A 22,091-nucleotide genomic window follows, 5' to 3' on the forward strand; every position below is an offset into this window, starting at 1 on the left:
ATTCTTTAAGTTCTGATTTCATTAATGAATTCACTTACGCTGACGATTTATTCGTAAAATATTTGAATCCAGCGGCACACATTCATTCAACCGGCTCGGCCATTTCTGACAAGAAATTGGCGCAAAAAATCTTACAAATTTCAAATGGATATAAAATTTAAAGCTGAATTTTGTTTCGGTTGCAATCAAAGGATGAGATTTGCCCTTGACAGCGATGTCAACGCCGACATACCAATCCACGTATAAAAAACAAATCCATATAAAAATATGAAGTCCGGGTTGAGGCGATGCGGGGAGCATGTTAGATTTTTGCTTGGATGAGTATCATAATGCCGGAATCGTCGCCCTTTCCGGCATGCTTGGCCAGTTGGATATCTGTGCCATCAACGCAAGGCTTGACCAGTATCTTGCAACAAATAGCTATGGGGTCGTGAAGGAGGAGGGGCTATCCGCAGCGCGCGCTGTGCACGGGCTCCATCTTGTTGAGCCTTTTTTCAAAGAGCTTTGCGAACGCACCGATCTGCTCGATGTTGTCGAAGCGATCTTGTGCGGTGCGGTCTATGTCCACCAGTTCAAGATCAATATGAAGGTCGCAAAATTCGGTGAAGGCTGGCCTTGGCATCAGGACTATATTTTCTGGAAGGAGCTGGATGGAATTCCGCGTGCCGACCTCGTGAACGTCGCCATCTACCTTTCCGATGCGGACATAGATTCCGGACCACTTACGTTCCTTCCCGGATCGCAGCGGTGGGGCAACCTGTGCGAACGGGTACAATCCCAGGGCGTGGCGTCCGAAGCTGAGTGGATGTCAAATGTCGGAAGGGAACTGACGTTCCAGGTCTCGGCTGCTGAATTGAAGGCGCAAAGTCAGGAACTCACGCCACTCACCGCGATCCGGGCGGCCGGGGACATCGATTTCTTTCATCCCCAGTTGGTTCATGGCTCGGGGCCAAATACCTCCAATCATGACCGTCGCCTCCTGATCATTACCTACAATCGAACCGACAATCTTCCGGAGGCTCGTAAGTCCTTTCGGCCTGAATTCCTGTGCTCACAATGCTTTGAGCCTATTCGCCCTTACAAAAAAAGAACAAAGACCGAGGAAGCACGCGCATGAGAAGCCTCAAGCTGAAGGAACTGTTGGGTTACGGTGTTGGCGACGCCGGGCAGGCGCTGATGGGAACGCTTATCGGCTTCTATCAGCTATATTATTTCACAGATATTCTCAGGCTGCCGCTTCCCAGCGTTGCGGGCCTCTTCCTTCTCACTAAAATTCTGGATAGCGCCAGCTTTCCACTCTTTGGCATCCTGCTCGATCGCATACCAGGCGGTATCGGGGCGTTTCTCAAATGGCGCCTATGGTTGATTGTTCCCTCGTTTCTGATCTCGGTCGCCCTTTTCACGTTCGATCGGTCGTGGAGTACTGAGGTACGGATTATTTACGCCTATGCCGTCGTCAGCGCGTTCGTTGTGCTTACCGCTCTGATTTCAGTCGTGTACACCGGTCTGGTTTCGTCAATCGCAACCCAGGCAAGTGACCGGGCCCGCCTGTCGACCATACGCTTTGTCTTTGCCTTTGGCGCGAGCACGCTGGCAACCTTTTTCATCAAGTATCTGGTTGATTATCTTGGCGGTAAGGATGGTGGCGGTTTCCAATCGGTGGCCTTTATCTTTTCAATAATTGCCGCCGCAACGCTTTATATCACGGCATCCGTCACTAAAAACAGAGCTGTGGCCAAGGCCGAAGGGGAGGTGGTGCAGGATGTCTTTGGCAGCGCTTTGCGGATACTGAAAAACGGGACATTTCTGGCGCCGGTCATTTCCACCTTCTTCACCGGCCTGTTCGTAACGTTCAAGTCGCAGTTGACTCTCTATTTCATCAATTATGCGATGAACCGTGAAGACATCGGCAACATCATGCTTGCGGCCGGCACCATCTCGTGTGCGGTGGGTGTAGCGTTAGTTGGTTTTGTGATCAACAAAATTGACCGGAAGGTACTCTACATTGGCCTTATGGCCTCAAATGCATTTTTTATAGGCGTTATATATTTTGTAAATCACGCCAATGTTTTCCTTATCATTGTTTTCCACTGTCTAAATTCCGTTCTCGGAGGCGCCTGTGCGCCCGTAATCTTCTCAATTTACTCGGACGTTGTCGACTACCTGGATGAGAAGCTGAACTTCCGGGCTCCCGCTTTGGTGAACTCGGTAGCCATGCTTGCCGGAAGACTTGGGGGATCTCTCGGTATGGTCCTCACACCGATCGGCCTCGCTTACTTTCAATACCATGCAAACCAGGCGCAGACGGGGCGCGGGCTTCTCGGCATCGCTTTGATGTTCACGCTCATACCAGCCGCCTTTGCGTTACTCTCTGCGCTGGCGATGGTGAGGTACACGCTGACCAATAAAGCCTCGGAAGATATTTCAGACCGTCTCGCGGGGGAGGCCCGGTAAATGAACGGATTGATTACGGATTATAAGCTTAAAACGAATATTATCAGTTACTTGATAACGAACGCATGGAGCCGGCCCACTGCAACCGCTTACGTCTTTCCGTTGGAAGGGATCGAACTTTCCAACGCGGAGGTATTGGCCGCAGTTCAACACACTGCTTCAAAACTGCTTCGGCTATGCGAGGCCGGGGACCGGATCGCCATTCAACTTCCCCAAGGCAAGGACTATGTGATTGTCTTTTGGGCTTGTCTTTACGCTGGAATGATAGCGGTACCGCTCTATCCAAGCCAAAAGAAGGAAACACACGCGCGCCTGGCGCGAACGATATCCGATTGCGGCGCCAGATATGTTGTTGTCGCAGATGCCAGCGAACCAAATCAAATTTCGGCACGTGCTTTGATGGGAGATCATGAAACGGTCGAGCCATGGAGCGGTGGCGTATCAGACCTGGCTTATATTCAGTACAGTTCAGGCTCAACCGGCATACCAAAGGGCGTTATGATCTCCAACGGGAATATCTTGGCCAATGTGGCCATGATTTCTCGGGCGGCGGACGTCACCGGGGATGACGTATTTGTCAGTTGGCTGCCGCTGCACCATGACCTTGGGCTGGTCAACACCGTGTTGTTGCCGGCAAGAATGGGGTGCAAGTCGGTAATTACGACGCCGCTTTCGTTTATGAGAAATCCGGCGTCTTGGTTGTCGCTCATATCGCAACATGAGGGCACCATTTCCGGGGGGCCGAATTTCGCTTATGAACTATGCGTTAATCGTCTTCGCAGCGGCCAGCTTGATCATCTGAACCTTGCGACCTGGCGCGTTGCCTTCAACGCAGCAGAACCGATCCAAGTAGAAACATTAAAGAGGTTTTCTCAGCAGTTTGAATCGGTCGGCTTTCACAGGCAGGCATTTTTCGCAGCATATGGCATGGCGGAAGCAACCGTATTTGTATCCGGCGCGTTCTGGGAGGAAGCTTGGGAAACCGAGTACGCTGGTACCGTACTTAGCGGGCAAGTCGAGCAAACAATTAATTGTGGTCCGGCAAGCCCCGCCGAACTGGTCGTAGTGGGCCCGGATGGGGATGCTCTTGCAGAAGGAAATCTCGGAGAAATCTGGATCCGTGGCGCGAACGTCAGCAGCGGATATTTTGAGGATCGTCCAAGCGCAGAGTCCCCATTCAAGGCATATACGGCGGCGGGAGACGGACCATTTTTTCGCACGGGCGATAGCGGCACCATTCTACGCAGTAGATTGTACGTCCTTGGTCGCATCAAGGAAGTCATTATCCAGAACGGTCGCAACTTATATCCGACAGATATTGAAGCGATAATTGCGGCGGAGCTGTCGAAAGACCGACGCTTTTCAACCGTCGCGGTTATTGGCAAAGCATATCAGGGCACTGAAACGCCGATCGCCGTAGTGGAGATGCGTTCTCCCTGCGGTGCCGAGGACCTTAGGCAGCTTTGGGCCGTCGCCGGCTTAGTCTTCGAACAACTCGACGTCGTCCTGCAAGAAATATTGGTGGTCGCGCCAGGCTCTGTTCAAAGAACCTCGTCGGGGAAGTTGAAGCGCATCGAGCTGCGGCGCCAAATTGAAGCCGGTGAAATCCAATATCTTCGTTTTCAGGGCGATGCGGCCGATATCCCCCTACACGATAACGCCGATTTAGTCGTGGAGAAAGAAATTTGCACCCTGGTTTGCTCGATGCTCGACGTCGAGCGCATCGATCCAACAAGGTCGCTCTTTTCATATGGACTTTCATCACTTCAACTTAGCCAGTTGGCGATGAAAATTGAGACGCTTTACGGCCGTTCCGTCTCACCACGAAGCCTATTTGAAAACCCGTCGGCGCGCCATATCGCTAACCTTATCCGGCAATCCGAGGGCGAAGTCAGCCAGTTGGATGTGTCCGGTGTCGCGTCAGGATTGACCTGCAATCAGCATTTAATGCTCTCCATCGAGATGCTTTCGCCCGGTCATAGAGGGTATCATCTGCCGCTTGTTTTGCGTTTGTCAGGGCAAATAGATCAAGACCGGTTGAAAGCTGCCGTCGAACGGATCGTTACCGGGCACGAAATCTTGCGAACCGTGTACCCGGCAATTGAAGGCGGCGCTCATATCGCGGAGGTCCGTGACGCCGCGGATTTCGAGGTTGCCGTTCAGCAAATTGAGGTTGGCGATATTGCGGCGGCGATCGAGGCCTTTGTCGCCGTTCCCTTCTCAATACGATCGGACGTGCCGGCTCGTGCTGGAATATTCACTTTGGAGGATAGCCCAGATGTTATTCTGGCGTTGGTTTTCCATCATATAGCGGTCGACGGATGGTCTCTGAAACTGCTGTTGGATGAGGTGATCGATGCATATTTGCGTCCATCGTCGGAAGCATTGACGCCAGTGAAATTTTATCGCCACAGGATTCCAGACGATCTGCTGGAACGAAGCCTGGGGTATTGGCGGGCGCATTTACACGGCCTTCCGGTCGTCCACAGCTTGCCGCTTGACGGCGCCCGACACGCTCGGAGGGAAAAGAAGGGACGACGGCACGATGTCGTAATGTCCCCCGCGGCGGTCGAAAACCTTCAAACGCTATGTGCGGCGGCCGGCGCAACGCTCTTCAGCGGACTTCATGCGTTTTTCGCTATTGCGCTGGCGCGGATGGGAAATGAGCCTGACATTGCCATAGGGACGTTTTTGGCCGGCCGGGATTGGGCTGGCGATGATCAGCGGATTGGCTTTCTTGCCCAAACGACGATTCTGAGAACCCGGCTAAATTTGCGGTGGTCGGTAAACGAAACCATCGCGCACTGCCATGAGATATTGTCTCAAGCTCGTAAAAACAGTGATGTTTCCTATCTCGATTTGCTTCGGGAATTGCAGCCTGCACGGAACGCAACTTATAATCCACTGTTCCAAATCACCCTGAATCTCCATGACTATGACGCCCTTCCCGTGCAAACGCCGGAGCTGGCTGTAGCCCGCATTCCGGTCGATCTGGGCGTAAGCCGTTTTGATCTGGGACTTGACGTCTACATGGCGGGGCAAGAGATCAGGCTATCGTTTGAATATGATAGCGATCTTTTCGCCGACGGTACGATTGAACTGCTGGCGAGCTATTTTATCGAACTCGTCACACAGGGGGCAGCAAGCCATGATCATTCGGTCGGAGCGCTTCGTGCAGACAACCTGCTACCGAAGTTTGAGGCGACAGCCGGTCGGGTGGGGCAGGATCTTTACAGCTTGTTTGAAAAGGTCGCCGCGCAGCGACCGGGTGCGTTCGCCATTCGTTTCCATAGCGATACCTGGACTTATGGCCGGTTAGAATGCGAAGTTGGCCGGATTGCCGGTCACTTACAAACCAGTGTGCGTCCGGGGGACCGTGTTGTCATTTTTACGCGCCGGACCCCCGCCTATATAGCTGCGCTTCTCGCCATCCTTTCTTTGGACGCGACCTATATTCCGATCGACCCGGATTTTTATCAGGATGCTATCGAGGAGAAACTGCATTTCATCGACCCCGCTTGCCTACTGGTCGACCAGGACACGTGCGGCCGCTTCGAAGGCTGGGAGGCAAAATCCAGAGTCATCAATCTATCGAACCTCCCAGAACAGGTTGCTGCCGTTCCAGTCGGGGAGCGCAGCGGCGCTCATCCCGCGTATATCTTGTTCACATCGGGAAGTACGGGAGCGCCCAAAGCGGTCGCTATGGGGCATGGCCCCCTTATCAACCTTGTCGAAGAAATTACGTCTTCCGCGGACATATCGGCGCCGACCATCCTGCATTATTCGTCCATCGCCTTCGATATGCACTTCACAGAAGTGTTCTGCGGATTACTTCTTGGCGGTATCGTGGTTTTGGCGGACGAAGCGACGCGTCTGGACTCGCTGAGCCTACTAAGACTCATTGCCGCAGAACATATCTCGGTATTGAACCTGTCCTATCCCGTAATGTGCGAACTGGCCATTGCCTCGAACCAAAGCCGGATCGGCCTACCCTCAGTTAAAGTCGTTCTGTCGACTGCCCAACAACTTAAAATCATCCCGAATTTGCGGGCGTTTTTCAAGCGCCATGTCGATGCGAGGCTCTATAACCATTACGGTCCCACCGAAACGCACGTTGTAACGATCGCGGCGCTTCCCGCTTCACCGGATGAATGGCCGGAAGTTCCCGATATTGGGCGCGCGATCGCTGGCGCAGACTGTTTTGTCATAAACAGCATCGGTACGCCTGAGCCGCATGGTTTCCACGGTGAATTGTGCGTTGCAGGCGAAGCGGTGGCCGACGGCTATTATGCCAACGCAGCGATGACGCATGAGCGGTTCAAAGCGTTCACGGTTGGACAGGGACAGGCCGTACGCGCCTACCAAACCGGTGATTTTGCACGGCGGAAGCCGAACGGTGTATGGTACTACCTTGGAAGACGAGATCACCAGATTAAGATCAGAGGTCTTCGGGTTGATCTTTCGGATATCGAAGCGTCGATACAACAATGTGACGGCGTTCAACAGGCGACAGTCATCGCCAAAACAGCGGGCGAGGCGTTTCGCCTCGTAGCCTTTGTTCAGGCCGCGCACGATACCGCGGACCCGCGAACCAGACTGGATAGGATCGAAGAGGAACTCCGACGGAGGCTGCCATCTTACATGCTTCCAGGCAATTTCGTCCTGGTGGACAAATTTGAGCTGAATCAGAACGGGACGATCGATCTGTCCAGATTGCCGACGGCAGAAGACGACGACCAGATTGACTTCGAGCCGCCTGCCACCCCTGAGGAACATTTCGTTTATGGAATCTGGCGTCGGGTTTTAAGCCATGATCGCTTTGGTCGGCGAACGAACTTCTTCGAAGCCGGCGGCGACTCGATGACGCTGATGACCGTAAAGCGTGAGATGGACCTATGGTTCGGCACGCAAATCGATCTCGTGAAAATCTACGGCAGCCCAACGATTGCGGACTTGGCGGCGCTCGGATCTGTCGAAACGGAAACGGCGGAGCCGGAGAAACCCCGGAAGCAGAATCTCAACATTCTTCGGCGCCAGAGGGCGGCGTCGCAGACGTAACCTGGAGAATAATATGTCAACGGCTTCAGACCTTGATATTGCGGTCATAGGGGTATCCTGCGAATTCGGCGGAGCCTACGGCCTCGACGAATATTGGGATATGATGAACGACCAACATTCGTTTATTCGACGACTGGACGTCGACGAAATGGAAGACCGGGGCGCGCTTCAGCAGTTCGGCGCTGACGACGTCGTGTTGCGGATTTCCCCTTTGAAGGACATCGCCATTTTCGATAGCCGCAAGTTCGGAATCTCGAATCGTGACGCCAACATCGTCGATCCCCAGCTTCGTCTGATGCTCAAGCACGCGAGCCAAGCCTTGAGAAGCAGTGGCTATGATCCAGCGCTGTACTGGGGCCAAATCGGCGTGTTCGGCAGCGCTTCGATCTCAATGGAATGGGCATGGGAAGTTCGCGATAGCCTGGGTCCCGGACGCACTATGGCGATCAGCGAAGTGCCGTATGTGGAGAGGGATTTTTACATCACGCGTCTCGCTTATCACCTTGGATTGCGAGGTCCGGCTGTTCTCGTTAATTCCGCATGCTCCTCATCGCATGTGGCAATCCACATGGCTATCCAGTCGCTTCTCGCGGGAGATTGTGATATTGCATTGGCGGGCGCCAGTTCGGTTCGGCCGTTCTGGGCCGGCTACCATTTGCAGGAAGGTGGCTTTTTCTCGCCGACCGGCGTATGTGCGCCATTCTCGGATACAGCCGACGGAACCGTCCCAGGGGAGGGCGCCGCATTCGTCGTACTCAAGCGGCTGGAAACTGCGCGTGAGGATGGGGACAAGATTTTCTGCGTTATTAAAGCGACAGCCATCAACAACGATGGAAATCAAAAACCTGGTTACGCCGGCCCTTCGGAACGAGGGCAGGCCGAAGTTGTGGAGGCGGCGCTGACCGCCGCCGATATCGCCAGTGACAAATTTGTCTATGTCGAAACGCATGGCACTGGAACGAAATTAGGCGATCCCATCGAAATTTCGGCTCTCAATAAGGCGTTAAAGCGATGGGGGAAATCGGACAGCCTTCATATCGGCTCCGTTAAGGCCAATATCGGGCATACCGATGTCGTGGCGGGGCTTGCGGGTTTGGTGAAGGCTGCGCTTATCCTAATACACAGACAAGTGCCACCCGAGATACCTATCGCCAGTCTCAACGAGCTGTGCCGTTTTGACGAAACCCCCTTCGAAAGGGCGACGGTGCCTGTTGATCTGCCCAGTGACCCAAATTTGTGCGCGGGCATCAGTTCCTTCGGCATTGGCGGGACGAACGGCCACATCGTTATCGAAGCAGGCGATAGCGATTTCCCACTGGCCTCTTCAATCCCAGAAGCGGGAACGCGATTCGACGGCATTTTGCGCAAAAGAAATACACGGCGCACGGATAAAATCGCAACCGTAGATGACAAAGCCGAGCCGTTGGCAACCTCTGTGAACCATGAAGCGGAAACTGAAATCATCCTGTCGATTCTGAAAGAGCACGCTCCAAAGGCGAATATCTCTTTGAATGCACGTCTTCAGGACCTCGGAATCGACTCGATCGGTGTCGTGATGATTACTGAAGAACTGGATACGCAATTTGGCCGGACCCTTTCCGCAGCACGTTTTGCGGAGTTAAGCACGGTGGCCGACCTGATTGAAGCGATGCGCCCCGACGCAGCCGGAGAGGATGGACCCCGACCGGAAAGAAACCCGCCTGTGATTACGGAAATCTTTCTGGAGGAGATCCCCGATGAGTCAAACTTAACGCTGGGTCAAAACCGCTTCTTCTATCCTCAAGTCACGAATCCTGAATCGGAGATGTGTGCTTCCATCCTTGAACTGGTGGGCACAGTGTCAATTGCGCGCGTCAAAAGTGCTGTCGCTAATACGATTCTGCGTCATCAAGCGTTGCGCTCGCGGTATTTGCAAGACGAACAGCGTCGGTGGCATGTCCACTATGATGATTATCCCGCTGATGGTTATTTCCGTAAATATGAGTTGGGCAGTTATGAAGATTTCGATTCCACGGCTTATTGTAATGCCGCATTCAGCAAGGTGGACTTCTCGAAACCACCTCTATTTTTCGCGCATTTGCTTAAGTTCGATGACGGAAAATGCTTGATTATCCTGTTCACCCATAAGGTGATGCTTGACGGAAATTCGTTCCGGCTCCTGGCCAACGATTTTGTCGCGTTTTACCAATCTGACAATCCAGCCTTACCATCGGCGACACCGATTTCGATTTATTCGCAATATCAGAATGCGTGGTTTGAAGCATTCGATCCTGAACAAGATCGTCTCTACTGGTCAAGGCCTGAGTGGAGCGCTTGCGGGTCACTGCCAGTAGATCGCGAGGCAGGTGTCGGCGGCAAGAGCGGCGAAGAAACCGAGGCTCGCAAATATTTGTCCGCCGAAGAAACCTCGAACTTATTGTCGCGTTTGAAAGCGCACAAGATTTCACTGATGGACCTGATCCTTTATTCCGTCACGGCTTTCGCCACCGCCGAGGCCAACTCAGAATGGACACAGATGTCCTGCACGTTCGGCGGCCGGTCGGATGTACTTGGAGTCACCGGCAGGGATTTTTCAGGTACTGTTGGACTTTTGGCGCTAAACGGCCTGCTACTGCTTCAGACGCCGTCAAACGAGGGGATCATCGAGCGCGTGGAGGCGATCAAGCGTCAGTTGGCCGAAATTCCTCTCAAAGGTCTTTCCTACTTCATTGGGTCGGCAGCGCCTGTGAAGCGGGGCGTTCATAGAATCAATGTTGATAATAAGCCTCTTTTCAATCGTGAGATCACCGTCAATTTCCACGGATACGAGGGCTATAACACGCCGCAGGTTGACGCGGCGCAGGTCATCCCTCTTGGCACCCACATCCACGTCCCGCCTGAGTATGATCGCTGGAGCCGGCTTGAACTGAATTTCGGTTTCGAGGACGGCCGGTTCTATATCAGCTGCAAATATTCTTCCGGCCAATATGACGAGCAAACGATTTCGAGGTTCGTTACAAAAATGCGCGACGAAATCACGTCCTTGCCGGCCTGATCGACGATTGAAAAATGAGGAACGACGCCTTGATCGACTGGAGTCTATTTCTAATTAACGCGCAGCCGCCAGGCATGAACGCACATGACGTTCTCATGAACGGCGCCTGCTACGCTGCCGAATCCGAGCGTCTGGGCTACTCGACAGCTTGGGTTCTGGAGCATCATTTCACACAATTCGGACTGGTAGGCTCACCACTCTTCTATGCGTCGTTCCTATTGGGGAAAACCACCTCCCTCAAGGTTGGCACTGCTATTCAGGTCATCACCCTCGATCACCCGGTCCGCTTGGCGGAACAGGTAGCTTTGCTCGATCAATTGAGCGAGGGTCGTTTGATTTTCGGGTTCGGAAGAGGATACTTCCAAAAGGATTTTGTCGTTTTCGACACGGATCGTCACAAAACGCGAGAAATTGCCGATGAATGGTTGGCAATTATGAAATCGGCCTGGACAACCGGAAGATGTTCTTCGAACAGCGAGTACGTCACGTTCCCGCAGGTGAACATAAATCCCCGTCCATTTACGAAGCCGCACCCACAGCTCTACACTGTCGCGCAAACTGATCAGACGATCGAATGGGCCGCGAAGCAAGGTATTCCTCTTTTACTTCCATTCGGCTTTTCAGACGCTCAAACCCGGAGCCTCCTGGACTGCTACAATGCGTTTGCGGAAAAGGCAGGATTTGATCCCAACACCATTCCGCACGTATTGACGGCCTTGGCTGGGGTCTCTTCCGACGGTCGTCGGGTTAAAGATACAGCGCGCGAACGCATCCTCTGGTGGGAAGAGGCGAGTCAGCGCGCAATGCGCTTTGGCGAAACACTTGCATTCGAACGTTATGGAAAACGCCCCAACGAGGAGAAAGCCTGGGGTGGAAATGGGCTGTTCGACACCGTCGACGCCTACATGGCGAATAGCCCGATTGGGACGCCGCAGGAGTGTATCGATAAATTGGGCCGAACCATCGAAGTCACTGGGATTCGTCGCATTGCTCTGGCTTTGGAAGGCGTCGGACAAAGGGAAGCTGTTCTCGACTCGATGCGGCAATTTTCTGAAGAGGTGATGCCTTTTGTTTCCGCACCACAAATGGCTGACTAATCTGCAATGACGGCTTCATCCCCCCTTGTGAGTTTGGAAGAGATTCTGCGTTTCACGCCTCATCGCTATCCAATGTTGCTTTTAGACCGGGGAGAAGAGTTTGAGCCTTTTCGTCGAATGGTCGGAATCAAAACCGTTTCTCAGACCGAGCCATATCTTGCTGCTGCCGGAACCACTGACGAACATTTTCCCAATGTTCTAATTCTGGAAGCAATGGGGCAAACCGGTGGCGTAATGATGGGTAAGTCCCTACAAGTTGCTCCAGACGGCAAATTCGTCGCGTTCATAGCGATGGATAATATTCGCTTTCTCCGTCGTGCCCGGTCAGGTGACGAGCTGCGAATGCCCGTCACTGTGACCAAGTATCGGGAAGATTATTTCCACTTTCATGCTGAAGCTTACCTAAACGGGCGCCTTGCCGCTGAATGTGATTTTTCTGGCGTTGCAAGCAACCGGTCGTAAGCACTCCACGACTGATTGCGAAACCTTCCTGTCATGTAGCAGACAGATGCAACAATAAAAAATGACGGCGGCGTCAATCTTGCCGATAAAAAACGTATCATATTAGAGCATTTTCCTATCTGAATGAATCGGTGGGGGTTTTCAAATCAGCGTGGTTCTGATTCAAACTATCTGCCGGAGGGAAGCCGGCGGATATGTCGAAAGCCCTTTCCGCAGATCTTCGAGAGCGTGTTCTGGCGGCGGTCGCGACCGGTGCAACGCATCACTCAGTGCAAATCAACATATTGTGCTTCCACGCGCGACATCAGCGTCTCTTCCAACAAACTCATCTTTGTGATACATATCCTCGGATAATATAATTCATTCTCCAAGGATTCGTATCATGACGAAATCCGTGCCCCAACGCCAGATTGCCCGGAACGTGCTCAAGCTCCATGGTATTGCACGCCTGACCGAGCTGCGCGCCGAGGGCGTAACTGCGGCCACCATGAGCCGTATGGAGCGCGATGGCGAGGTGCTGCGTCTCGCACGCGGGCTCTATCAGCTCCCTGACGCCCCCCTCGATGCACACCACAGCCTGGCGGAGGCCGCGAAGCGACTGCCGAAGGGTGTCGTATGCCTCGTCTCGGCGCTCACGTTTCATGAGCTTACCGATCAGATGCCAAGGCATGTTTGGATGGCTATCGGCCATAAGGATTGGGCGGCCAAGATGGACGGTGTGCCGGTGCGACTGGTTCGCTTTGCCGATCGGCTGCTCGCCGACAGCGTTGAGATCCATACCGTCGAGGGTGTGCCCGTGAAGGTGTTTGGCGTCGCCAAAACGATTGCAGACTGCTTCCGGTATCGCAGCAAGATCGGCCTGTCCGTGGCGATCGAAGGGCTTCAGGAAGCACTGCGTCAGCGCAAGGCAACTCCGGGCGAAATCGCCAAATATGCCGAGCACGGTGCTGTCGCGACTGTCATTCGACCCTACCTCGAGGCACTGACCGCCAATGACTAAAGAATTGAAGAATATCGGTGCCTCGGTACGTGCGCGTCTGTTGCAATTCGCCAAGGCGAGCGGCCAAAGCTTCGATCTCGTCCTGACCCGCTTCGCCCTTGAGCGGCTGCTCTACAGGCTCGGACAATCACCGCATGCCGACCGCTTTGTTCTTAAAGGCGCCATGCTGATGATGAGCTGGTTTGATGACCCTCATCGTGGCACGCGCGATCTCGATCTGTTGCGCTTTGGCGAGTCCGAGGCTGAACCCATGCTCGCGACGTTCCGCGAAATCATGGCGCTGGAAGCCGCCGACGGCTTGGAGTTCGACATTGCGGCGCTGCGTGTAGACCGCATCCGCGAGGAACTGGAATATGGAGGGCTGCGGCTTCGGACAACGGCATCGATCAGTGGAGCCCGCATCGGTCTGACGATTGATATTGGCTTTGGCGATGCGACGGAGCCCGGTGTCGAAGTGTTGGACTATCCCTCAATGCTGGAGTTTCCCGCGCCGCGCCTTCGGGCTTACGCGCGTGAGACTGTTATCGCCGAGAAGTTCCAGGCGATGGTGGCGCTGGGACGCGCCAACAGCCGGATGAAGGATTTCTACGATATCTGGATTCTCAGCCGTTCATTTGCGTTTGATAACGACAGGCTGGCGCGGGCGATTGCGGCCACTTTCGCGCGACGTGGAACCGCAATCCCTGCGGAACTGCCCGATGCGTTGACGCCGGCGTTTGCTGAGGACGACCAGAAGCAACGGCAATGGAAGGCATTTGTCGTAGGCGTCGCCCATAATCCGGGAACGCTTACGGATGTCGTCACAGACATTGCGCCATTCCTCATGTCTCACGCAAAATTGGCGGCCGACATTGACGGCGGCGCCCAAAACCGCTGAGCCACAGGCTGGCTCACTTTTGCCTCACCGGCCTATTTTTCCTCAGTTGCACATCTGGCATGGGGGCGCGGGTGATCGCCTTTTGTTTGGATGCGCGCTTACGCGCCTCAAGCCAGGCTTCGACCTCGGCCAGATCCCACACGACGCAACGGGACGTCAGATAAAAGCGCGATGGGAACTCGCCCCGCCGTTCCATTTCGTAGATTGTGGTATCGGACAGCGGCACGATTTCCTTGAGTTGTTCGCGGCGGATGGTTTTGGTCTGTCCCGTCGATATTGATCGCATTTTCATGGCCCTCGCTTTTCAAACGAAAGCAATAGAAGCCGATAAGCACGGAGCTTCGAAGTCAAAAATGTTGTCGGCGTAGATGCGGATAACATGGCGTGCAAAACGGATGGTTGTTTGCCGCTAATACAAAAACTCCGGTTGCCAAATTTTCGCCGGGTGCTCGCCGCAATGTGCTGCAACCTTTGATCTTAGCTTTATGCCCCTTTCTGCAAGGCGAAATTGATCTGAAGGAGTACGCGTGCCCGGATCGAGTATCGAACTTCGCCACATCAATTACGTTGTTGCTGCCTCCGAACACGGCAGTTTCCGTCGGGCGGCAGCGGCGCTCGGGGTTCAGGAATCGGCGATCAGCCGGCGGGTACGCGATCTGGAAATTCGTCTTGGAACGACTCTATTTGTTCGCTCTCACACAGGCGTTATCTTGACCCTCGCGGGTAAGCAGTTCGTGGACCGGGGCCGAAAGGCGCTGTCCGAGATTGGTCTTGCACGAACGGAAGTCGCCGCTATCGGGCGGGTCGGCGATGGAGAGTTGCGGATCGGCATCCTGTCGTCATTGGGTTCCAGTTTTCTTGCCAATCTCATCCAAAAATTCACCGAAAAGTACGCAACGATTCAAATGTCGTTTGCGGATGGCGACCAGGTAGAACATGTCGCCGCCATTCGCCAGCGTCAGCTTGATGTGGCGTTTCTGACGGGAACCCTGGAATGGGAAGGCTGCGAATGCCGCCATCTGTGGTCCGAGCAGGTCTTTGTAGCCATGCCGGAACAGCACATCCTCGCTGACGCCGCGCAATTGGATTGGGTCGATGTCATCGGCGAACGCTTCATCGTCAGCGACGCCGCCCCGGGGCAAGAGATTTACAACTACCTGGTCCAGAGGCTTGCCGGGCTGGGCCGCCAACCCGAAATCCTGCCACATAGTGTCGGGCGGCATAACCTTCTTTCGCTCGTGGCGCTCGGCCAGGGCCTGACCCTCGCAAGCGAGGGCGTTACCGCGACGCAGGTTCCGGGTGTCGTGTTTCGCCCCGTCGGCAACGAGACCTTGCCTTACAGCATGGTCTGGTCGGCGCAGAACGACAATCCGGCCTTCCTGCGGTTTCTGGAGATTGCAAACTCTTTGGAGAACCAAAACGTTTCGCTTGTCACATCGACGGCGTAGTCTGGGAGACGGATTTCTTTGCCTTGGCGAAACCACGGTCCGTGGCGATGAAACGCTCCAGCATAGGCACGATCAGGCGGACGGGATCGGCGGGCGACTGGCCCGCGTCACGAGCGAGGATGTCGGCATAGGCGACGAGATCGCGGTGAAGGCCGGCAGGCAGTTCCAGCGTGACCTTGACCGGCTTGTCATCGGTGATCACCGAGAGCTTCAATTTCGTCATGTCAATCTCCTGTGCATTATCCCGCAAAGTGGGAACCGGTTTGCGGACCGGATCATGCTCAATTTGAATACGGTTCGAGGACAAGATCGCGCGTGACGATCACACGGACCGGGAATCCGGGCCGGATGGTCAGCGTCGGCGCGATGTTGAGCTGGCGGCTGACGACCTGTTGGCCGGTCTGGTTGATGCTCTGTGACGCGCCTTGACGCAGGGCCTGAACAATGTCGCTGTCGTTGCCGGACGAACCGGCCTGTGCGCCGACGCTGAGCAGCGTGGACAAGGCCGCCGCCTTGAACAACTCGCCCCAATGGTAATCGACACCATCCTCGAGACCGGCATAGCCTTCGGCGTCCGCGCCGGGCTGGCGCTCCAGAACGATCGAGCGGCCATTGGGGAAAATCAGCCGATTCCAGACGAGGAGCACGCGGCGCTGACCGAAACCGACGCCATTATCATATTGGCCGATGACGCGGGTGCCCTGGGGGATGAGCAGGATCTTGCCAGTCGGGCTGTCATAGACATTCTCCGTCACCTGAGCGGTGATCTGGCCGGGCAGATCGGATCGGATGCCGGTGATCAGCGCTGCGGAAATGACAGCGCCGGCCTGAAGGATGTTCGGCGATGCCGGGGCTGCGACGCGATCGGTCGAAACCGTGCGCTTGTCGGGCGTCTGGTTGAGGAAGGCAAGCTGGCGATCCTGTGCCGACGGCGTTGAGGGCTGCGGAGCCAGGCCTAAACTGGCAAGGTCAGGCGTTTGCGGTATCGTCGCTGCTGCGGCCTGTGCCGGGTTTGCCGTATTCGTGTTGGAGGACCGCGTCTCGGTCGGGGCAAAGAGTCGGGCGGTGCGAGCCGCTTCCAATTCCTGTGCGCGGCGCTGCTCTTCCGGACTTGGGCCGGATGGTACAGAGGTGACAATGCCGGGTGTTGAAACCGGCTGGCCGCCGTTTTGCGCGTTCAGGATCGGCCGCCCGAGATCGCCGGGTAACGGAGGGCCGAGCTTCGGCACGCCGCTATAGTCCTTGGGCAGGCCCGCGAGGCCATCGGGTGTGGTGCGATTGTCGGTCGAATAGAGTTCCTGCCCCTGATTGCCGCCATTTCTTGTCTGAAGAGCATAGATGAGAGCACCGCCGACGCCGAGACCTGCGGCGAGCCCCAGGCCGGCCAGGACTTTGCGTGACAGCCGCGTGACACGCGGCGGATCGGGGCGAAGGCGCATGGACGACACCGGCTCGCCTGTCAGCGGCCGGACATCATCCTCAGCCGCATCAGGCTTCCGGCCTTCCTCCTTTTCGGGATCGAATTCGATGCTCACGATGCAGGCCTCCCGTCGGTTCGGGAGATACGGACACGCTTCTGGTCTTTGCCTGCGCCAAAACGGAGTTCGGCGGCGGCAAACAGCCGGTCGACGATCATGTAATTGCCACGCACCCGGTAGTTCACCAGTTCGGAGGTGTCGCCTTCGGGGCCGACGACGAACAGCGGCGGCATTTCCCCCTGACCGATGCCACGCGGAAATTCGATGAACACCTGCCGCCCGTCGTCAAAGGCACGCAGGGGCCGCCAGGGAGCGCGATCTCCGGACACGTCGTAGCGGAAATTGACGCTGGCCAGATCGACGCCACTGGCAACCGGCTGGGCCGCCTCGGCCTGTTGGTTCTGTCGGCGCAATGCGATGAGTTGATCTTGTGGATACTGCCAGGAGACCGAGGCCATATAGGTCTTTTCGGTCGAGCGCAGCTCCATGTGATAGGTGCGCCGATCAGTATTGATGACCAGGTTCGTCGTGAGTTCCGGTCGCGTCGGCTTCACCAGGATATGGACTTGTTTTGCTCCGCCTGTACCGCTCTCGGTGTCGCCGACGATCCAGCGGACGGTATCACCGGCGGCGACCGGGCCGGAGCCAACAAGCTGCTCGCCGGCTTGCAGGCTGATATCGGTAATCTGTCCCGGCGAGGTGTAGACCTGATAAAGCGCGCCATCGACGAAGGGATAGACCTGCATTGAGTTGATGAAGCCATTCCTGACCGGCTGCATGCGCGCAGCGGCGTTGGCTTCGCTCACCCGTGCGGCGGGGTCTGCGAGTTCCGGTGCCGGTTTGCCATCCTTGCCGACCGGCTTCAACTGGCCCGGCAGTGGCAGGACCTTCGGCAGTTCGACCACTTGAACGGGCTTCGGCGGATCGGCCGCCAGAACGGCGGGTGCGGCATCGTCATAGGAGATTTCCGGGGGCTTTTGCGGTGTCGCGCACCCGGCAAGCGCCGAGGCGTAAAGCAACAGAAGCGGCAAGCCGGATTTATGGAAAGGCGAAAATGCGTGGTTACGCGCCGCCGGATGCCCGGCGGTCAGATGAGACGGCCGGATCATGATCCAAGCTCCTTCGACCAGTTGATGGCGTTGATGTAGATCCCGAGGGGATTTTTCCTGAGCGTGTCGGCATCGCGCGGCGGCTGAACGGCAACAGTCAGGATGGCGGACCAGCGCTCGGTTGCGGCCAATGACCCATCCTGATAGCGGCGTTCGATCCAGGCGACGCGGAAACTCGATGGTGAGGCGCGGATCACGCTGGAAACCTCGACGGCAATCTGCTGCTTGCCGACCTTGGCGAAGGGATCATTGGCGCGGGCATAGTCGTTGAGCGCCAGCGCACCGCCCTGTGTCGTAAAATCATAGGCGCGCAGCCAGTTCTGCCGCACGATGATCGGATCGGCGGGAATGCTCCTGACCTGTTCGATGAAACGGGCAAGGTAGAAGGCAATCTGGGCGTCGTTGGGCTGATAGTCGGCGGTCGCAGGCGCAATGGCTTGCGCCTGGCCGAATTTGTCCACCTGCACCACCCAGGGCACGATCGAACCATTCATCGACTGCCAGACCAGCGCGCCTGACAGTCCTGCCGACAAGGCAAGCGAACCGAAGGCCATCAGCCGCCAGTTCTTTGCCTGAACGCGGGCAGAGCCGATGCGATTGTCCCAGACCTGGGCCGCACGCTGATAGGGCGTCTCGGGCTCGGGGGATTTGCCGTAGTGGGTGGAGGGTCGCTTGAACATGGTCAATTGCCTTCGGAGAGATTGACGGATGAGCCGCCGCCATGGGCGTCGCCGGATTTGACGGCGTGCGCGGCAGCCTGAACGCCGTGCGTCATGGTCTGGGAGCGCTTCATGCGCTTCGCCCAGGCGGGCGGGCTTTCGGATGGAGAGGAGGAGCCTGATGTTGCTTCCGGGGCATCGCCGCCCACGGTGCCCGCCGTCGATGACCCGCCACTGGCCTCGAAGGCGGCACGGGCACCGGACTGGTAGCTAGATTTCAGACTATCGGACGCGCGGCCTGCGGCCTTCTTGAGAGGTGAAACGGCGGCTTTTGCGCCCGTCGAAGCGACATTGCCAAGTCCGGAGGCAACAGCGGAAGCGCCGGTCTCCCCGGCGGCACCGAGGCTGTACGCGGTTGAAGCGCCACCGGCCAGCGCTGCGCCGCCACGCGCGGCTGCCGCAGCCCCGCCAAGGAGAGAGGCACCGCCGGAGGCGACGGCGCCGACCGTTGCTGCACCTGCAGCAACCATGCCGCCCGCGGCGAGACCGGTGCCGATGGCTGCGCCCGCGCCAAGCTGTGGTCCGCCCGACACGAGGCCGCTGGCAATACCGGGACCGAAAATACCGAGCCCGAGCAGAGACAGCGCCGCAAGAACGATGGCCATGGCTTCGTCGATGGTCGGTGTCGCGCCGCCAAAACCGGCCGTGAACTCGGAAAACAGCGTTGAGCCGATGCCGATGATGACGGCCAGCACCAGCACTTTGATGCCGGAGGAGATAACGTTGCCAAGGACGCGCTCGGCCATGAAGGCGGATTTGCCGAAGAGGCCGAAGGGGATCAGTACGAAACCGGCGAGCGTTGTCAGCTTGAACTCGATCAGCGTTACGAAGAGCTGGATGGCGAGCACGAAGAAGGCGAGCAGTACGAGCGCCCAGGCAAACAACATGCAGGCGATCTGGATGAAATTCTCGAAGAAGGCCCAATAGCCCATCAGGTTCGAGATGGAATCGAGGAGGGGGCGACCCGCATCGAGACCGGTCTGCGCCACCTTGCCGGGGCGAAGAAGATCGCTCACGGTAAAACCTGTGCCGGAGGCCTTCAGGCCGAGACCGGCGAAGCTTTCGAAGACGATACGGGCAAGATTGTTCCAGTTGCCGATGATATAGGCGAAGACGCCGACGAAGAGCGTCTTCTTGACGAGACGGGCAACGATGTCCTCGTCGGCGCCCCAGGACCAGAAGAGGGCCGCCAGCGTGACGTCGATGACGATCAAGGTAGTGGCGATGAAGGCCACCTCAGGCCGGAGCAGTCCGAAACCGCCGTCGATATAGCGGGTGAAGACTTCGAGAAAGTGATCGATGACGCCGGTATTGCCCATGCTCAGCGCGCTCCATTTTCAGGTGACGATGGCTGCGGGCCTGGAGCGGACGAGGCAGCTTGGCCGAGGAAGCGGCGGCGGTTCTCCGCCCATGCCTTCAGGCAGGCCGGATCGCGGCTTCCGGCTTCGCCAATCCCGCTGCATCGGGCAAGCTCGGCATCGAGCGGATCCGGCCTTGGGGTGGAGGGTGGAAAGGTCGCAGACGCATCCTGAGACACATCGCGGCGGTTCATCTCGATCGCTGTCGCGACGATGGCGACGGCCACGAAAATCACGGCCGCGAGACGCGCGAGGGTCTTGCCGTCCATCATGCCGCCCTCAATTGCCGTAGAACATCTGGGCGCTGCCAGCCTGATAGCCCGAACCCGGCGTCAGGAAGCGTCGGCGTTGTTCGCGGCCTTGTTCGGCTGCGGCGGCTTGTTCGGCCGATTGCAACGCCTGTGCCCGCCCATTGGCGGCAACGACCGCCGTGAGATCACTCAGTTGCTGGGCCTGAAGGGCGAGGAGCTGGTTTCCCGCCTGGGTCGCTTGCAAAGCGCCAGTGGCGGACTGGCTGGCGCCAACAAGGGATGACATCTCGGTGCGGTTGGTGTCGATATTGCCAACGACGGTGGCCTGCACGCGCATGGCGTCCTGAAGGCCGCCAACCGTGTTCTGCCAACGGGTCTTGGCGTCGGCAACGAGTTGCGCATCGGAGGCCGACATGGAGACATTGGCGTATTGGGTCTGGAAGGCCTGATCGATCGCTTGCACATTGTAAGCAATGTTCTGGGCCTGGCTAAGAAGCTGCTGGGTGCGGCTCACCGACTGCTGGAGTTGTTGCAGAGACGAGTATGGCAGGCTTGCCAGATTGCGTGCCTGATTGATCAGCATCTGTGCCTCGTTCTGGAGCGAGGTGATCTGATTGTTGATCTGCTGGAGGGCGCGCGTGGCGGAAAGCAGGTTCTGCGCATAATTGGTCGGATCGTAGACGATCCATTGCGCGGACGCCGTTGTCGTCAGCAATGGCGACACCGAGATCGGGATGGCAAGAGTGGCGGCGATCATCACCGCGCGGGTGTGGCCAGAGAAATGACGAAGCGTCATGGCAGTGTCTCCAGGTTGGTGAGGTTGGGGATGAGGTCGGCGGCCCAATCGACGCCGCGATGGCGCAGCCAGGCGTCGAGGAAACCGTCCGCGCCATGCTCGGTGACAATTGCGGCGATGGCGGTTTGATCGGTCTTCGACGACGCAGCGCAGAGCGCCAGCGCCACGTCCGACAGGCCCAGCTCGAACAGGCGGTTGCCTCGGCGGGACTGGCAGTAATAGTCGCGCTTCGGCATGGCGCGGGCGAGGATCTCGATCTGGCGGTCGTTGAGGCCGAAGCGGCGATAGATCGCGGTGATCTGCGGCTCGATCGCCCGTTCGTTTGGCAGCAGAAGCCGCGTCTGGCAGCTTTCGATGATGGCCGGTGCGATTGGACTACCGTCGATGTCCGACAGCGACTGCGTGGCAAAGATCACGCTGGCGTTCTTCTTCCTGAGCGTCTTCAGCCATTCGCGAAGCTGGCTGGCGAAGCCCTCGTCATCGAGGGCCAGCCAGCCTTCATCGACGATGATGAGCGTCGGCGAGCCATCGAGCCGGTCCTCGATGCGGTGAAACAGATAGGCCAGAACGGCGGGTGCGGCGTCTGTGCCGATCAGCCCCTCGGTCTCGAAGACCTGAACCGTTGCGGTACCCAGATGTTCTTGTTCGGCGTCGAGCAGCCGGCCCCAGGCACCGCCGATGCAGTAGGGGCGGAGCGCCTGCTTGAGGTCGTTGGACTGGAGCAGGACGCAGAGGCCAGTGATGGTGCGTTCCTCAACCGGCGCGGTGCTGAGCGATGTCAGTGCCGTCCAGAGATGCTCCTTCACCTCCGGGGTGATGGCAACGCTTTCTCGGGCGAGGATCGCGGCGATCCAGTCAGCAGCCCAGGCGCGTTCGGCTGCGTCATCCACTCGGGCGAGCGGCTGAAGGCTGACAGAGGTATCCGATCCATCGGTCAGACCGCCGCCGAG

At 56.9% G+C, this 22,091-nt stretch carries 18 protein-coding genes; 9 read left to right on the forward strand and 9 right to left on the reverse strand.

The genetic code is table 11. The annotated features are described in order from the left end of the window. Window positions 1–313: 313 nt before the first annotated feature. The 8 genes from ACTHLA_RS07550 to ACTHLA_RS07585 all read left to right on the forward strand — a co-directional run bounded on the left by ACTHLA_RS07550 (window position 314) and on the right by ACTHLA_RS07585 (window position 13,982). Window positions 314–1,117: a phytanoyl-CoA dioxygenase family protein gene (locus tag ACTHLA_RS07550; RefSeq protein ID WP_440186809.1), complete on the forward strand. Its 804-nt coding sequence runs from the start codon at window positions 314–316 to the stop codon at window positions 1,115–1,117. After that, the gene (locus ACTHLA_RS07555) at window positions 1,114–2,454 is read left to right on the forward strand and encodes an MFS transporter (protein WP_440186811.1); all 1,341 of its coding nucleotides are present in this window, start codon (window positions 1,114–1,116) and stop codon (window positions 2,452–2,454) included. Before ACTHLA_RS07550 ends, ACTHLA_RS07555 begins: the two co-directional genes overlap by 4 nt. Beyond that, window positions 2,455–7,512, forward strand: coding sequence for an AMP-binding protein (locus ACTHLA_RS07560; RefSeq protein ID WP_440186813.1), 5,058 nt, complete (start codon window positions 2,455–2,457; stop codon window positions 7,510–7,512). A gap of 13 nt (window positions 7,513–7,525) precedes the next feature. Continuing rightward, on the forward strand, window positions 7,526–10,546 hold the full coding sequence (locus ACTHLA_RS07565) for a beta-ketoacyl synthase N-terminal-like domain-containing protein (protein ID WP_440186815.1): 3,021 nt from the start codon (window positions 7,526–7,528) through the stop codon (window positions 10,544–10,546). 29 nt (window positions 10,547–10,575) lie between these two features. Next, a complete protein-coding gene (locus ACTHLA_RS07570) occupies window positions 10,576–11,643 on the forward strand; it encodes an LLM class flavin-dependent oxidoreductase (protein ID WP_440186817.1) in 1,068 nt (355 codons plus the stop codon). Between the two features lie 6 nt (window positions 11,644–11,649). Further along, window positions 11,650–12,105 carry a 3-hydroxyacyl-ACP dehydratase FabZ family protein gene (locus ACTHLA_RS07575; RefSeq protein WP_440186819.1) on the forward strand — a complete coding sequence of 152 codons (456 nt, stop codon included), beginning with the start codon at window positions 11,650–11,652 and terminating at the stop codon, window positions 12,103–12,105. 382 nt (window positions 12,106–12,487) lie between these two features. After that, complete coding sequence (locus tag ACTHLA_RS07580; RefSeq protein ID WP_440186821.1) at window positions 12,488–13,105, forward strand: type IV toxin-antitoxin system AbiEi family antitoxin domain-containing protein; 618 nt, start codon at window positions 12,488–12,490, stop codon at window positions 13,103–13,105. Beyond that, window positions 13,098–13,982 (forward strand): nucleotidyl transferase AbiEii/AbiGii toxin family protein, encoded by an 885-nt coding sequence (locus ACTHLA_RS07585; protein WP_440186823.1) that lies wholly within the window; start codon window positions 13,098–13,100, stop codon window positions 13,980–13,982. Before ACTHLA_RS07580 ends, ACTHLA_RS07585 begins: the two co-directional genes overlap by 8 nt. 13 nt (window positions 13,983–13,995) lie before the next feature. On the opposite strand, the gene ACTHLA_RS07590 is transcribed toward ACTHLA_RS07585, so the two are convergent. Next, the gene (locus ACTHLA_RS07590; protein ID WP_440186825.1) at window positions 13,996–14,274 is read right to left on the reverse strand and encodes a helix-turn-helix transcriptional regulator; all 279 of its coding nucleotides are present in this window, start codon (window positions 14,272–14,274) and stop codon (window positions 13,996–13,998) included. Window positions 14,275–14,509: 235 nt separating this feature from the next. On the opposite strand from ACTHLA_RS07590, the gene ACTHLA_RS07595 reads away from it, so the two are divergent. After that, window positions 14,510–15,430, forward strand: coding sequence for a LysR family transcriptional regulator (locus tag ACTHLA_RS07595; protein ID WP_440186827.1), 921 nt, complete (start codon window positions 14,510–14,512; stop codon window positions 15,428–15,430). Here ACTHLA_RS07595 and ACTHLA_RS07600 read toward each other — a convergent pair. The 8 genes from ACTHLA_RS07600 to ACTHLA_RS07635 all read right to left on the reverse strand — a co-directional run. After that, window positions 15,414–15,653: a DUF2274 domain-containing protein gene (locus tag ACTHLA_RS07600; RefSeq protein ID WP_440186829.1), complete on the reverse strand. Its 240-nt coding sequence runs from the start codon at window positions 15,651–15,653 to the stop codon at window positions 15,414–15,416. The genes ACTHLA_RS07595 and ACTHLA_RS07600 overlap by 17 nt on opposite strands. A 58-nt stretch (window positions 15,654–15,711) precedes the next feature. Then, window positions 15,712–16,965 carry a TrbI/VirB10 family protein gene (locus ACTHLA_RS07605; protein ID WP_440186831.1) on the reverse strand — a complete coding sequence of 418 codons (1,254 nt, stop codon included), beginning with the start codon at window positions 16,963–16,965 and terminating at the stop codon, window positions 15,712–15,714. Continuing rightward, window positions 16,962–18,017 (reverse strand): P-type conjugative transfer protein TrbG, encoded by a 1,056-nt coding sequence (trbG, locus tag ACTHLA_RS07610; RefSeq protein WP_440186833.1) that lies wholly within the window; start codon window positions 18,015–18,017, stop codon window positions 16,962–16,964. Before trbG ends, ACTHLA_RS07605 begins: the two co-directional genes overlap by 4 nt. Continuing rightward, a complete protein-coding gene (gene trbF / locus ACTHLA_RS07615; protein ID WP_440186835.1) occupies window positions 18,014–18,697 on the reverse strand; it encodes a conjugal transfer protein TrbF in 684 nt (227 codons plus the stop codon). Before trbF ends, trbG begins: the two co-directional genes overlap by 4 nt. A 2-nt stretch (window positions 18,698–18,699) precedes the next feature. Continuing rightward, window positions 18,700–20,055 (reverse strand): P-type conjugative transfer protein TrbL, encoded by a 1,356-nt coding sequence (trbL, locus tag ACTHLA_RS07620; protein ID WP_440186837.1) that lies wholly within the window; start codon window positions 20,053–20,055, stop codon window positions 18,700–18,702. A 2-nt stretch (window positions 20,056–20,057) separates the two neighbouring features. Beyond that, complete coding sequence (trbK-alt, locus tag ACTHLA_RS07625) at window positions 20,058–20,366, reverse strand: putative entry exclusion protein TrbK-alt (RefSeq protein ID WP_440186839.1); 309 nt, start codon at window positions 20,364–20,366, stop codon at window positions 20,058–20,060. A gap of 7 nt (window positions 20,367–20,373) precedes the next feature. Next, a complete protein-coding gene (trbJ, locus tag ACTHLA_RS07630; protein ID WP_440186841.1) occupies window positions 20,374–21,141 on the reverse strand; it encodes a P-type conjugative transfer protein TrbJ in 768 nt (255 codons plus the stop codon). Beyond that, a partial coding sequence (locus ACTHLA_RS07635; protein ID WP_440186843.1) for a TraG/VirB4 family ATPase occupies window positions 21,138–22,091 on the reverse strand: 954 nt, incomplete at its 5' end. The genes ACTHLA_RS07635 and trbJ, both read right to left, overlap by 4 nt.

It is taken from the genome of Asticcacaulis sp. (genome assembly GCF_051956075.1).
Lineage (GTDB): Bacteria > Pseudomonadota > Alphaproteobacteria > Caulobacterales > Caulobacteraceae > Asticcacaulis.

Coding starts and splice junctions, on each gene's coding strand:
- ACTHLA_RS07555 (WP_440186811.1), top strand. CDS start 1,114: ATGAGAAGCCTCAAGCTGAAGGAACTGTTGGGTTACGGTGTTGGCGAC.
- ACTHLA_RS07560 (WP_440186813.1), top strand. CDS start 2,455: ATGAACGGATTGATTACGGATTATAAGCTTAAAACGAATATTATCAGT.
- ACTHLA_RS07565 (WP_440186815.1), top strand. CDS start 7,526: ATGTCAACGGCTTCAGACCTTGATATTGCGGTCATAGGGGTATCCTGC.
- ACTHLA_RS07575 (WP_440186819.1), top strand. CDS start 11,650: ATGACGGCTTCATCCCCCCTTGTGAGTTTGGAAGAGATTCTGCGTTTC.
- ACTHLA_RS07580 (WP_440186821.1), top strand. CDS start 12,488: ATGACGAAATCCGTGCCCCAACGCCAGATTGCCCGGAACGTGCTCAAG.
- ACTHLA_RS07585 (WP_440186823.1), top strand. CDS start 13,098: ATGACTAAAGAATTGAAGAATATCGGTGCCTCGGTACGTGCGCGTCTG.
- ACTHLA_RS07590 (WP_440186825.1), bottom strand. CDS start 14,274: ATGAAAATGCGATCAATATCGACGGGACAGACCAAAACCATCCGCCGC.
- ACTHLA_RS07600 (WP_440186829.1), bottom strand. CDS start 15,653: ATGACGAAATTGAAGCTCTCGGTGATCACCGATGACAAGCCGGTCAAG.
- trbG (WP_440186833.1), bottom strand. CDS start 18,017: ATGATCCGGCCGTCTCATCTGACCGCCGGGCATCCGGCGGCGCGTAAC.
- trbF (WP_440186835.1), bottom strand. CDS start 18,697: ATGTTCAAGCGACCCTCCACCCACTACGGCAAATCCCCCGAGCCCGAG.
- trbL (WP_440186837.1), bottom strand. CDS start 20,055: ATGGGCAATACCGGCGTCATCGATCACTTTCTCGAAGTCTTCACCCGC.
- trbK-alt (WP_440186839.1), bottom strand. CDS start 20,366: ATGATGGACGGCAAGACCCTCGCGCGTCTCGCGGCCGTGATTTTCGTG.
- trbJ (WP_440186841.1), bottom strand. CDS start 21,141: ATGACGCTTCGTCATTTCTCTGGCCACACCCGCGCGGTGATGATCGCC.